This window comes from Alicyclobacillus macrosporangiidus CPP55, from assembly GCF_000702485.1.
In the GTDB taxonomy this organism is placed as follows: Bacteria; Bacillota; Bacilli; order Alicyclobacillales; family Alicyclobacillaceae; genus Alicyclobacillus_H; species Alicyclobacillus_H macrosporangiidus_B.
This window is the reverse complement of record NZ_JNIL01000001.1, coordinates 2637287-2649702: the sequence shown is the minus strand read 5'-3', so window position 1 is coordinate 2649702 and position 12416 is coordinate 2637287. Positions and strand designations below refer to the sequence as shown.

12 protein-coding genes are annotated in these 12416 nt (G+C 64.1%); all 12 read right to left on the bottom strand.

Annotated features, from left to right (window positions below; translation table 11 throughout):
- Positions 1-8 precede the first annotated feature (8 nt).
- The 12 genes from N687_RS0113280 to N687_RS0113225 all read right to left on the bottom strand — a co-directional run bounded on the left by N687_RS0113280 (position 9) and on the right by N687_RS0113225 (position 12405).
- Entirely contained in the window at positions 9-269 is a 261-nt protein-coding gene (locus N687_RS0113280; protein ID WP_051663237.1) for a DUF1146 family protein, read from the bottom strand.
- A gap of 86 nt (positions 270-355) precedes the next feature.
- Positions 356-874: a GNAT family N-acetyltransferase gene (locus N687_RS0113275; protein WP_029422311.1), complete on the bottom strand. Its 519-nt coding sequence runs from the start codon at positions 872-874 to the stop codon at positions 356-358.
- Positions 875-1028: 154 nt separating this feature from the next.
- On the bottom strand, positions 1029-2465 hold the full coding sequence (locus N687_RS0113270; RefSeq protein WP_029422310.1) for a hypothetical protein: 1437 nt from the start codon (positions 2463-2465) through the stop codon (positions 1029-1031).
- Positions 2452-3192, bottom strand: a complete 741-nt coding sequence (locus N687_RS22295; protein WP_051663236.1) for an RNA polymerase sigma factor — start codon at positions 3190-3192, stop codon at positions 2452-2454. The genes N687_RS0113270 and N687_RS22295 overlap by 14 nt, the downstream gene beginning before the upstream one ends.
- A gap of 710 nt (positions 3193-3902) precedes the next feature.
- Entirely contained in the window at positions 3903-5375 is a 1473-nt protein-coding gene (locus N687_RS0113260; RefSeq protein ID WP_051663235.1) for an NADH-quinone oxidoreductase subunit N, read from the bottom strand.
- Positions 5376-5379: 4 nt separating this feature from the next.
- Positions 5380-6933, bottom strand: coding sequence for a complex I subunit 4 family protein (locus tag N687_RS0113255; RefSeq protein WP_029422307.1), 1554 nt, complete (start codon positions 6931-6933; stop codon positions 5380-5382).
- Complete coding sequence (nuoL, locus tag N687_RS0113250; protein ID WP_029422306.1) at positions 6933-8837, bottom strand: NADH-quinone oxidoreductase subunit L; 1905 nt, start codon at positions 8835-8837, stop codon at positions 6933-6935. Before nuoL ends, N687_RS0113255 begins: the two co-directional genes overlap by 1 nt.
- A gap of 75 nt (positions 8838-8912) precedes the next feature.
- Positions 8913-9227, bottom strand: a complete 315-nt coding sequence (nuoK, locus tag N687_RS0113245; RefSeq protein WP_029422305.1) for an NADH-quinone oxidoreductase subunit NuoK — start codon at positions 9225-9227, stop codon at positions 8913-8915.
- 5 nt (positions 9228-9232) lie between these two features.
- On the bottom strand, positions 9233-9763 hold the full coding sequence (locus N687_RS0113240) for an NADH-quinone oxidoreductase subunit J (RefSeq protein ID WP_029422304.1): 531 nt from the start codon (positions 9761-9763) through the stop codon (positions 9233-9235).
- On the bottom strand, positions 9763-10215 hold the full coding sequence (locus N687_RS0113235; protein ID WP_029422303.1) for a NuoI/complex I 23 kDa subunit family protein: 453 nt from the start codon (positions 10213-10215) through the stop codon (positions 9763-9765). Before N687_RS0113235 ends, N687_RS0113240 begins: the two co-directional genes overlap by 1 nt.
- A gap of 76 nt (positions 10216-10291) precedes the next feature.
- Positions 10292-11281, bottom strand: a complete 990-nt coding sequence (gene nuoH, locus N687_RS0113230) for an NADH-quinone oxidoreductase subunit NuoH (RefSeq protein ID WP_029422302.1) — start codon at positions 11279-11281, stop codon at positions 10292-10294.
- Positions 11281-12405, bottom strand: coding sequence for an NADH-quinone oxidoreductase subunit D (locus N687_RS0113225; RefSeq protein ID WP_029422301.1), 1125 nt, complete (start codon positions 12403-12405; stop codon positions 11281-11283). Before N687_RS0113225 ends, nuoH begins: the two co-directional genes overlap by 1 nt.
- Between the last annotated feature and the right edge of the window lie 11 nt (positions 12406-12416).

Below are 12416 nucleotides of genomic sequence, written 5' to 3'. Positions count from 1 at the left end.
ACCGCGAGTCAGAGCAAGATGCGCAGCGCCTGCCCGGCGAGCACGTAGACCACCGCGACCACGGCCAGGACAAAACCGCCGCAGAGCGCGAGCAGGAAGCGGAGCACGCGGGTTTGGTGCCCGAACGGATCGAACACAAACTTTTCCCACTTCAGGATGGCGAGCGCCCGCCACCAGACGTAGGTGCCGAACAAGAAGGCGATGATGAACACCAAGCCGTCCACGGCCATGAGGATGGCGCGGCTTTGATCGATGGCGCTCGCGAGCATCGATGGCTCCCCTCCTTTCGTATGGGTTCGGCGGCCGCGCGGGATCTCCTGCTTGTGAAGTGATGGGCGAGCCCGCCCATAACCGATTAAACGAGGTCGAAAGCGGGCGGATACTTCACCGTGCCGTGGATGTGGTCAAGCGAACCGACCTGGATTTCATGGACCATGAACACTTCATCCCGGACTTTGAATGGGGATCGAATCCCTTTCGTCGTTGACGGCACAAACCCAAATCGGGGATAGAAGTTCGGGTGCCCCAACACGACGACATGTTCAAAGCCGAGTTCTGCAGATCTCCGCAGGCCTTCCCTGACGAGGGCCGATCCGATGCCTCGATTTTGGTATTCAGGTAGAACGGCCATCGGAGCCAGGGCGAGCGTGGGCACAATCCCTGTGTCCGTCTCAATCCCTACGATGCTGAACAAAATGTGACCGATGACTTGATCGGTGCCCGTTACAGCCACTAAGGAGAGTTCTGGGACGAAGTTGTCAGAAGCTCGTATCGCGTCCACCAGTTTCGCTTCTCCTTCGCCCTCGAACGCGCGGAGATGCACCTCTCGTATGGAAGTCAAGTCTTTTGGACTTTCGGGTCGAATGGTAAACATACGATGACTCCTCTCCACGATACTTGGCGGCTCGTGAATTTCGCGAACGTCGCCGGCATCTTAACACACCCCGGCGGCCGTCACCACTCACTCTTTCGCGAATCCCATCCTCCCTTTCCACACCGGCGTACCTCCCCCCTCCCGGCGGCCGGCGCTACTCCGCCGGCGAGTATACCGTCCACCCTTTCTGCATCTGGTCTGGCATCTGGACGACCCAAGAGTCCCCGTCGACGAATGAGGCGCCGTACACCCAGTTGCCGAGCCACAGGGACTGCATCGTGTTCGTCTTTGGGTCGTACCGCATCTGGGCCACGTACAGGTCGTTTCCCGAGGAAGCGGGCAGTGCCTCTTCCCAGTAGACGGAGCCGCTCCCGGCGTCGGAGAAGCCGGCGATGGTCTGTACGATGTAGATCTGCGTGAGCGGCACCCACTGGTTGTCTGCCTCAGACCAGTAGTAGTCCGCCTCACAGACGCCGGCGTTGCCGCCGTGGTTCGGATCGTTTAGGGTGACGGCCAGCACAAAGCCGCCCCAGGTGCGCGTAAGCGACCCGACCTCGGCGACGCACGGCTGTTCTCCTTTCGCCAGACCGGGGACGCTGGTGCGGAACGATGTCGGAAAGCCGGCGAACTGCGTGACCTTCTGCGCCGACTGCAGCGCACCGTACTGCGGCCCGTTTTCCTTCGGGGAGATCCGGTACCCGGCGATCTCCTCCCGGCGGGGTTGCCGGACGCGATCAGCAGGAAGCCACCCGGTCCAGGCGCTGGCCACAACCGGCCAGGGGGCGCCTTTCCACGCGTGCGGCAGTGAGGCAATCCGAACGGCGCCGTCCGCGAGCGATCCGCCGGTCTCCCGGTACGGTGTGTAGAAGATATCCGTTGCCCCCTGAAGGGCGGCCGGATTTGGCGCCATGCGGTTATCTGCCATTGTGAAGTGCGGCACACTCCGGGACTGCGGGTCTGTCGGGCTCCATACGATCCCGCGGTCCAGCGGGAGCACCAGCAGCTGCCGGTCGCGGTACGCGTCCGGCACCGTGTACGATTGTCCGTTGATGCGCAGGATCGATCCGTCGAACACAATCTGCGCGGTGATTGCAGGCGTGCCGTGTACGTCCGGATCGATCCGGGCAGCATGATTGCTCACCGAAATCTCCGCCACCGCTCCATCCGTCGGGATCTGGCTCGACTCGTACCGCGCAGGCGCCGGCACCACGGTCGTCCGTTGCACCCCAGGGGTGTACGAATGCGCCCCCGTCCAGTGCAGCCGGTTGTCAAATGCGTCCGTGGTCTCGGGTTGGGCATTGACGGTCTGGTTCTGCCCCGCATGGCCCGGTGGATTCGTCGCCGAAACGCCGCCCGCCGATACAGCCACCGCGTGCACCATCCACACCGCTGCGGCGGCCACCCCGGCGCAGGCCACACTGCCCCACACGGCTGCCATCCGCCACCGTGCGCGCCCTCTCTTCCACCGCCGGGCCCCGTGACGGGCAATGTCCTGCTCCAGTCGATCCCGCAGCCGCGCCTGGCGCTGCGGCTCGAGCACAGGCACCTGCCCCAACCGGCGCAGACGCTCTTCCAGGTCAGCGCGACTCATGCGAACACCTCCTCGGGTCTGTCGCATCTGGCGAAGGGATCCGGCCGCCGTGTGCACCCGCGGGTGGTTCCCGGGAGGCGGCGGGATCGAGCAATTCCCGCTGGAGCGCCCGCAACGCTCGATGGAGCGTGGTCCGCACCTTTGCAGTCGTCCACCCCAACACACGGGCCGTCTCATCTGTCGACAGATCCTGAATGTACCGCAGGACGACGACCTGCCGATAACTGGGGCGAATCCGCGCGATCGCGGCCTGTAGATCCAGGTCCATCGGCGGCATCCCTCCCAGGTGTTCATCCGCGGGCACACGATCGATCCACGCTGTGTCGGCGTTCAACCTTACCCGCAGCAGACGGCGTTTGCGGAGGGCATCCTGCACGCAGCGGCGGGCGATGGTCCACAGCCACGTCCGGACCGCCGACTGATGCGCAAACCGATTCCATCCCCGCAGCACTCGCGCGAACGTCTCCTGCACCACGTCCTCCGCCTCTGGTGGGCTGCCCAGCACATACAGGGCATACCGGTAAATGTCCGGTGAATACATCTCGAACAGGGCACGGGCCGCATCTGCGGGACTCCAAAGCCGCGGATCAGGCTCGGGCTGGGTCGGCTGCGGCCCGCGAGGCGGCGGGGCGGGATGTGGCGAGTCAGGGTATGGCGGCTCGGGGGCCGGCACCTTGGGATTCGGCGGCTTGGGGTGTGGCGGCTCGCGCCGTTCCGGCTGGTCCATGCGGCGACCTCCCTCCCGGCTGACATTGACAGAGAGATGAGACGGGGCACCTGGTTCAACTGTTACACTTTTCAGTGACGAAGTGGCAGAGTTTGTTGTCAAGAGATGCGTGGCGGCAATGCGGGGGATGTGGTGGATTGAAGGCTCTGTTGCGGCGATGTGGCGCGGATGTGAGGCGGAGTTGGGCGGATCCGCCGGGGGCCGGCGCGGCACTTCGAGGGATGCGACTGGCTCCGGGGTGGCGCAGGGCGGCTCGCAGCGACTCCGCGGCCGCGAAGCATAAGCCGAATCGTCGGAGTAAATCCCTGGTCTAAGCCTTTCCCGGCTACCTCCAACTCAGGGATTTGGCCGTAAAATCGTACAATATCGCGGGATCAGGCGCGGAAACCGCGCGATTTAGTCCGAGATTCCGGCCTAACATGCCCTCTGAACCCAGGGATGAAGCGGCGAAGTGCCATCTATAGTCCGAAAATCCGGCTAAACACCGTTCCCTTCTGCGCGAGGAGATTCAGCCGATCGGTCGGCCCCTCCCCCCTGCCCATACGCCACGATTCCAGGCACGCCCGCCCCAGTTCGGCTAGGCCGAGGCTCAGGCCGAGCCTTCGACCGCACCCGCGGTCCTATCCCTTCATCATGTGGAAAGCGGCCCCGACTTCGGGGCCGCTCACCCATTCCAATTTGGACTTCGTTGATACATGGGCGCCCGTCACTTAATACAGCCAGCCCGAGTTGAGCAGCGGGTGCAGAAGCACCGCCGGGACCACGCCCAGCACGATGGTACCCAGCACGCACAGGCCGACCAGCACGTTCATGGTGCCGCTGGCGCGAATCGGTTCGATATCGCCCACCGGTTCGCGCTGGAAGATCTTCCGAACCCAGCCCAGGTAGTAGTAGAACGACGCCACGCTCGTCAGGAACAACAGCACGCCGAGCCAAGCGCGGTGCAGGTGCACCGTATCCGTGAAGATGTAGAACTTCCCGATGAAGCCCCCCGTCAGCGGCATTCCCGCCAGACCCAGGACGAAAACCGTCAGGGCCGCCGCCAACCAGGGGGATCGTTGGTAAAGGCCAATCAGGGCGTCGGAGTCGATGGTGTTACGGGCGCGCGACACCACGTACACCACGGCGAAGGCGCCGATGGTCATGAACGTGTACGCGTACAAGTAGAACGAGATGCTGTCAAACAGGCCCGGCCAGTCGTTGAAGTGATTCGTCTGAATCAGGGCGAACGGGACCAGCACGTAGCCCGCCTGCGCCACGCTCGAGAACGCCAGCAGTCGCTTCATGTTGCGCTGCGGCAGGGCAATCAGATTGCCGACCACCATCGTGACTGCCGCCAGCACGCCCGCCCACCAGAACAGCTGCGTGGCCGCCGCGTTGAACGCGAACAACAGCATCCGCAGCAACATCCCGAAGGCCGCCGCCTTGGAGAGCGTCGCCAGGAAGGCGGAGATCGGCGACGGGGCGCCGTCGTAGGCGTCCGGCGTCCACATGTGGAACGGTACCAGCGACAGCTTGAAGCCCATGCCCGCCAGCATCAAGAGGAACGCCAGCACCGTGATCGCCGGATAATTGTTGTACATCGCGAATCCGTTGGACCCCAGTTCAATCAGGTTCGTCGTGCCCGAGATGCCGTAGACGAACGACATCCCGTACAACAGCACCGCCGACCCGACCGAGCCCATCAGCAGGTACTTCACGCCGCCCTCCACCGACCGCGCCGAATGCCGCCGCAGCGCCACCAACACGTAGCTCGCCACAGACAGCAGTTCGAGGCCGACGTAGAGCGTGACGAGATCGACCGCTGTCGCCATTGCCAGGGCGCCGACCACCGCGAACAGGATGAGATACGTGTGCTCGCTGGCCACCTTCGTCCTGCCCGTGTAGTCGAGCGTGAACAGCAGCACGAAAAGCGCGCTGATCAGGATCAACACCGAAAACACCGAGCCAAAGGCGTCGACCACCACCGTGTTCAGCGCGATCGCCGGCTCGTGGTGGAAGTTCCACAGCGCCGCTACCAACGCGGCGGCGATCCCCACCAAGGACACACCCGCCAGCCACCGGCGGTCCCCCTTGCGGAGCAGGAACTCCAGGATCATCACCACGAACGCTGCTGCGGTGACGATGATCATCGGCCCCATCGTCGACCCGTACGGTTGATGCAACATATCTGTCGTCGGCATCGCCTCAACCCCCAATCCTCAGCAGCGCCTGCACCGACAGACCGAACAGGTTGCCGATCACGCTGGGATACACGCCGATGAGCAGCACGAGCGCCGTCAGGACGACTGTCGGGACATATTCGCGCGGCGTCGCGTCCGCGAGCCCGGTGTACGACTGCTTGGCGGGGCCGAACGTCGTCTTCTCCATCGCGTACAGCAGGTACACCGCCGACAGGATGATGCCGATCACGCCGACGAACGAGATCGCCGGATACGTGCCAAAGCCGCCGATAAACGCCTGGATCTCGCTGACGAAGCCGCTCGTCAAGGGCAGCCCAAGCGACCCCAGCGCAGCCACCAGCAGGAAGCCGGAGAGCATCGGCATCGGCCGCGACAGGCCGCCGAGCGACGGGATGAGCGCCGTCTGCGTGCGCTCCTTGATGGCACCCGTCAGGAAGAACAGGAGCGCGGTCAACAGGCCCGAGGAGACCATCATGAACATGGCACCCTGCAGACCCGCCGCGTTGAGCGCCGCGACCCCCAGCAGCACCAGGCCCATGTGGCTGATGCTCCCGAAGGCGATCAGCCGGCGCCAGTCCTTCTGCGCCCAGGCTGCGAACGCCCCGTACAGGATGTTGATCACGCCAAGGACCGCCATCAGCACCCCATAGTGCCGCACCTCACCCGGCAGCAGCCCGACGCCGAAGCGGAGCAGCGCGTACGCGCCGGTCTTCGTCAGCACGCCGCCGATCAGCATGTTCGTCGTCGTTTCGCTGAACTCATGTGTCGTCGGCAGCCAGGTGTGGAAGGGGACGAACGCCTCTTCCACCAACACGCCGAGCAGCAGGATGAGGAACAGGACCGACCGGGCGTGCGGCGTGAAGAACGCCTCCGACGCCTTGTGCAGGGTATCGGTCAAGGTCGGGATGTCGAAGGTCAGCGCCCCCGCCCCGTTGACGATCCCCTGCGTGTCCGCCTGCGTGGTGCCAAAGCCGCCCGCCGCGCCATAGGCCAGTCCGACCAGCGCAGCCAAGAACAGCACGCTGGCCAGCCCGCGGTACAACAGGAACTTGAACGCCGCCTTCCGGCTTCCCGCCTCCCCGAACAGATAAATGAGGAAGAAGGCCGCGAACAGCGACAGCTCGAGCGCCAGCAGGAAGGTGAACAGGTCCATGGCGGTGAACACCCCGAGGATGCCCGCCGTGGCCAATTCGATCCAGAAGTAGTACAACCGTGTCCGCTCCAGCGTCCGCGGAGCCGCCACGCCAGCCAACAGCGAGATGAACGCAGCCAGCAGGACCAGCGGGAGCGACAGGCCGTCCACCCCGAACGACAGGCCGATGGAGAGGTCCGACTGCTGCCAGAGCGCCGGCAGCGTGAACCAGTGCAACCGGCTGACCTCCTGGTACGCGCTCGTCCCGTACTGGAAGCGATCCCAGGCCGCCAGCGCCAGCACCAGTGCCGCAGCGGAACCCAGCAGGCCCAGTGCGCGGTGTGCACCCGCGCGCAGGCCCGGCACCACCAGGATCAACACGGCTGCGATGAGCGGCGCCAGGACAATCCAGAACACAAGGCCCACTACAGGACACCCCCTATCGACCACATCGCCCAGGCGACGAGGATCAGTACACCGAATGCAGCCACCGCGGTGTACGCCTGGATCTGGCCCGTCTGCGTGTACTTCAGGCCGAGGCCGATGGTGGCGACAATGCGCGCTACCAGGCGCACGATGCCGTCGATGATGTAACGGTCGACGAAGTCGACGATGGCCGCGATGGCTTTGCCGGTCGCCACCACGATGGCGTAGTAGATCTCATCCAGGTAGAACTTGCGGAAGGACAGCTGGTACAAAAAGCCCAGACCGCGCGCCACCTTCTCCGGCTGGACGGCCGGCCGCCAGTACATCAGCGCCGCCAGGCCGATCCCCGCCAGGCCGACCAGGACGCTGAGCGCCATCAGGCCCACGTTCTCCGGCGTCGTCAGGCCGATGGGGCCCTGCGGCGAATCCGCGAACAGGTACCGCTCCAGGCCGTAGCCATTGAATGGGGTGTTGAAGAAACCTCCGATGGTCGCCAGCACGGCCAGCACCACGAGCGGCAGGGTCATCACCCAGGAGCCCTCGTGCGCGTGCTCATGGCGCGCCGGATCCCGCGGCTGGCCGGTGAAGGTCAGGAAATACACGCGGAAGATGTAGAAGGCCGTGCAGAACGCCGCGATCAACCCGAAGGCGTACAGGACCGTGTGCCCGCTCTCGAGCGCCGCCGCCAGGATGTCATCCTTCGACCAGAACCCGGCGAACGGGACGATGCCCGCCAACGCGAGGGCGCCGGCGAGGAAGGTCCAGGCGGTCAGCTTCATCTTGTTGTACAGGCCGCCCATCTCGAACAGATCCTGCGTGTCGATCGCGTGGATCACCGAACCGGCCGCCAAGAACAGCAGGGCCTTGAAGAAGGCGTGGGTCATCAGGTGGAACACGCCGTAGGCGTAAGCCCCGACACCGAGCGCCATCATCATGTAGCCGAGCTGCGAGATGGTCGAGTACGCGATCACGCGCTTGATGTCCCGCTGCGTCAGCGCGATGAACGCCGCCAGCAGCGCCGTGATCCCGCCGATCCAGGCGACCGTCGAGAGCGCCGCCGGGCTCAGCTGGAACAGCGGGTAGCAGCGCGCGACCAGGTAGACGCCCGCAGCCACCATCGTCGCGGCGTGGATCAACGCGGACACTGGGGTCGGACCCTCCATGGCGTCCGGCAACCAGACGTGCAGCGGAAACTGGGCCGACTTCCCGACCGCGCCGACGAAGATCAGGATGGCCGCCAGGGTCACCAGGCTCTGGCTGGAGATCCAGCCGAGGGACAGCTTGTTCGCCGCTGCGGCCATGAAGACGGTGCTGTAATCAAAGGACCCGCTGGCGAGGAACAGGAGGATGATGCCCGTGAACAGGCCCACGTCGCCGATGCGCGTGACGATGAACGACTTTTTCGCCGCCAGGGCCGCCTCCGGTTTGAAGTACCAGAAGCCCACCAGCAGATACGAGCACAGACCGACCATCTCCCAGAAGATGTACAGCTGCAGCAGGTTCGGGGAGATGACCAGCGCCAGCATAGAGAACACGAACAAATTCAGGTATTGATAGAACACCGAAAACCGATCGTCCCCGTGCATGTATCCCTTCGAAAACAGCAGCACCAGGGTGCTGACGAGGGATACCACCACCAGCATGAGCGCGTTGAGGTGGGTGACCTCAAAGCCCACGGTGAACGAGTGCGTTCCAACCGTCAACCAGTGAAACACGTATGGTCCGGTCTGGTCCGGGTTCTGGCCGACGGAGCGGAACACCAAGGCGCTGATGAGGAACGCGACGAACGTCAGGACCACAGAGACGCCAGCCACGATGCCCTCCGGCGCACGCCTGCCGAGGACCAAGAGGAACACGTACGCCACCAGCGGCAGCAGGGGCACCAGCCACGCGTACTCCACCATACACAACCCTCCTGTCAGCAATTGCCGTCCTGTCCGCGGTCGTCCGCACCCAGCGGGGCGGCGCCATGCAACGGATCAATGCTTGTGGACATCCAGATCCTGGACCTCCGTGGTCTTGCGCACCCGGAAGATGGCGAGCAACAGGGCCAGGCCGACCGCGATTTCGGCTGCCGCGACGGTGATGGTGAACAGCGCGAACACCTGGCCGTTGATGTTCGGCGCCACGCCAAGCCGCGAGAACGTCACCAAATTGATGTTCGCCGCGTTCAGCATCAGCTCGATGGACACCAGCACGATGATCAGGTTGCGCTTGGTCAGCGCCCCGTACAGCCCGATGCAAAACAGGATGGCGCCCAAAGCCAACAGCGATCCGGTCGGGATCGGAAACATCCCGCTCATTCCTCCTCGTCCTCCTTTCGCTCGCGCGCCAGGATGACGGCCCCGACCATGCCGACGATGAGCAAGAGCGATACCAGCTCAAACGGCACGGTGTAGTTCTGGAACAAGGCCAAGCCGACGGCCACCGGATTGCTGTTGCCTCCGTTGACGTCCGCTTCCACCTCCGGCGGCCAAGTGGTGGAGCGGATGACGAGCAGCAGGACCGCGCCGAGCAACACCGCCGCCACGGCGCTCAGGATGTTGCGCACCGTCCATTTGTGCGGCGGGTCGGCCGCCTCGTGGTTCGTCAACATGATGGCGAACATGATGAGAATGGTGATGGCCCCGGCGTAGATCAACAGCTGGGCTGCACCGACGAAATCCGCCCCGAGCAGGATGTAGATGGCGGCGCATCCGATGAACACCCCGCCGATGGCCAGCGCCATATAGATGACGCGCTGGAAGCTGAGCAGCATCACGGCGCATCCGAGGATGAACAGCGATATGATGTAAAACCCGATCATCGGCGCATTGAGGAAGAAGGTCATCACGCCTCGCCCTCCTTCGCCTCGCCCGCCGTCTGCGGAACGCGATCGGGATGGCGCTGCTCATACGCCAGCTCGTTGTTGTACAACCAGTGCATGTCGAGGTACAGGTTGTCGCGGCTGTACGTGGCGAGCTCGAACGTGTCCGACATGAGGACGGCCTCCGTCGGGCACACCTCGGTGCACAGGTCGCACAGGATGCAGATGTCGAAGTTGATGTCGTACGTGTCGATCCGCATCTTTTTGTTCGCATCGCGCGTGCCGGACAGCGAGATGCAGCTGGTCGGGCAGACGCGCGCGCACTGGTTGCAGACGATGCACAGTTCTGGAATGAACCGGTGGACGCCGCGGAACCGCTCTGGCCACTCGGGCCGCACGTCCGGGTACTGCAGGGTGACCTTTTTCTTCGGCAGCTGCCGCAGCGTCACGCCCAGTCCCTTGAGGAAACCGAACATCTTCGTCTCACCCCGCTTAGCTTCGGAATCGCACCAGGTCTCACGCGGGCGGCCGATCCTCGCCCCAGGTGCGGCGTCATACGAACGCCTTGACGACGGCCGTGATGACGATGTTGACCAACGCGAGCGGCAGCAGCACCTTCCAGCTGAAGCTCATCAGCTGGTCGACCCGCATACGCGGCATGGTCGCCTGCAGCCAGAACTGAAAGCTGATGTACAAAAACGCCTTGATGGCGAACCACAGCCAGCCCGGCAGAAGCGGCCCGCTCCAGCCGCCCAGGTACAGGGTCGCGAACAGGCCGGCCATGGCGAACAGATACACGTACTCGGTCAACATGAAAAAGGCGAAGCGGAAGCCGCTGTACTCGGTGTGGTAGCCGGCCACCAGCTCCGACTCCGCCTCGGGCAGGTCGAACGGTGTGCGGCTGAGCTCGGCCGTGGACGCGATCATGAAGACGATGAAGCCGAGAATCTGCGGGATCACATACCACAAACCGGACTTCGCCTGCGCCTCGACGATGTCGTTCAGGTTGATGGACCCGGCCATGAGCACCACGCCGACGATGGATAAGCCGAGCGGGATCTCGTAGCTGATCAACTGCGCCGCGGAGCGCATGCCGCCGATGAGCGAATACTTGTTGTTCGACGCCCAGGCGCCGAGCATGACGCCGTGGATCGTGATCGCCGACAGGGCGACATAGAAGAGGGCGCCGATGCTGATGTTCGCCGTGAACACGTGGTGCGCCGAGAACGGGATGGCGGCGAGCACCGTGAATGACGGCACGAACGCGATGATGGGCGCGAGCAGGAACATCGCCCGATCGGCCTTGGCCGGCACCACATCCTCCTTGATCAGCAGCTTGATGACGTCCGCCACCGTCTGCAGCAGGCCGAGCGGGCCGACGCGGTTGGGGCCGATGCGCCACTGAATCCAGCCGATCAGCTTGCGCTGCCACAAGATCGAGTAGGTCACCACGCCGAGGGTGAGCAGCAGAATGACCACGCCCCCGATGATCATGGCAAGCACGCTGGAAACGTTGAGCGGGTTCGCCTCCCAGTGCCACATCACGCGTCCACCTCCCCGAGCACAATGTCGACGGCGCCCAGAATCGCGATGAGGTTGGCCATACTCTGGCCGCGCAGGAGCTTCGGCAGCAACTGCAGGTTCAAGAACGACGGCTTGCGGATCTTCATTCGGTACGGCTTGTCTTTGCCGTCGCTGACGATGTAGAACCCGAGCTCGCCGCGCGCTCCTTCAATTCCGCTGTAGTACTCCCCAGCGGGGACGCGGATCAGCTTCGGCACCTTCCCGAGCACAGGGCCCGACTCCGGGATCTGGTCCAGCGCCTGTTCGACGATCTTGAGCGATTCGCGCATCTCGAGCAGGTGGAGGTAGTAGCGGTCGAAGCAGTCTCCGTTCTTGCCCACCGGGACCTCGAAGTCGAAGCGATCGTAGATGCTGTACGGCTTCTTGCGCCGCAGGTCCCATTCGAAGCCGGTGGATCGCAGGTTGATCCCGCTCATCCCGTACGCCAAGGCCGTCTCCGTGTCGTAGACGCCGATGCCGCGGACACGGTTGAGGAAGATCTCGTTGCCGGTGATGAGGTCGTCGTACATCTTCAGCTGCTCGCGCATGTGCGGCACGAACGCCCGCACCTTGTCCAGCCACCCGGGCGGGGCGTCCCACTTGACACCGCCGATGCGCATGTAGTTGTAGGTGAGCCGGGCGCCGCAGAGCTCGTTGAACATCTGGACGATCCGCTCGCGCTCCGCGAATACGTACAGGAACGGGCTCATGGCCCCCAGGTCCAGCAGGTAGGTGCCGATGAACAAAAGGTGCGACGCGATGCGGTTGAGCTCCATCACGATCACGCGGAGGTACTCCGCCCGCTCCGGAATCTCGAGCCCCAGCGCCTCCTCCACGGTGTGGCAGAGCGCGTAGTTGTTGAGCATCGCCGCAAGGTAGTCGAGCCGGTCGGTGTACGGGATGATCTGCGTGTACTGCAGGTCCTCGGCGAGCTTCTCCGTCCCCCGGTGCAGGTACCCGATCACCGGCTCGGCGTCGATGATGGTCTCACCGCTGATCTTGACCACCAACCGGAACACGCCGTGCGTGCTCGGATGCTGCGGGCCGACGTTGAGCAGCATCTCCTCGGTGCGCACCTGGTCTTTCTCGTCGATGAGCGACATCTTGTCCCCTC

Bases quoted from the DNA above. Each gene is read 5' to 3' on its own strand.
- nuoL (WP_029422306.1), bottom strand. From the start codon at position 8,837: ATGGTGGAGTACGCGTGGCTGGTGCCCCTGCTGCCGCTGGTGGCGTAC.
- N687_RS0113225 (WP_029422301.1), bottom strand. From the start codon at position 12,405: ATGTCGCTCATCGACGAGAAAGACCAGGTGCGCACCGAGGAGATGCTG.
- N687_RS0113235 (WP_029422303.1), bottom strand. From the start codon at position 10,215: ATGTTCGGTTTCCTCAAGGGACTGGGCGTGACGCTGCGGCAGCTGCCG.
- nuoH (WP_029422302.1), bottom strand. From the start codon at position 11,281: ATGTGGCACTGGGAGGCGAACCCGCTCAACGTTTCCAGCGTGCTTGCC.
- N687_RS0113275 (WP_029422311.1), bottom strand. From the start codon at position 874: ATGTTTACCATTCGACCCGAAAGTCCAAAAGACTTGACTTCCATACGA.
- N687_RS0113260 (WP_051663235.1), bottom strand. From the start codon at position 5,375: ATGCCGACGACAGATATGTTGCATCAACCGTACGGGTCGACGATGGGG.
- N687_RS22295 (WP_051663236.1), bottom strand. From the start codon at position 3,192: ATGGACCAGCCGGAACGGCGCGAGCCGCCACACCCCAAGCCGCCGAAT.
- N687_RS0113240 (WP_029422304.1), bottom strand. From the start codon at position 9,763: ATGACCTTCTTCCTCAATGCGCCGATGATCGGGTTTTACATCATATCG.
- N687_RS0113280 (WP_051663237.1), bottom strand. From the start codon at position 269: ATGCTCGCGAGCGCCATCGATCAAAGCCGCGCCATCCTCATGGCCGTG.
- N687_RS0113270 (WP_029422310.1), bottom strand. From the start codon at position 2,465: ATGAGTCGCGCTGACCTGGAAGAGCGTCTGCGCCGGTTGGGGCAGGTG.
- nuoK (WP_029422305.1), bottom strand. From the start codon at position 9,227: ATGTTTCCGATCCCGACCGGATCGCTGTTGGCTTTGGGCGCCATCCTG.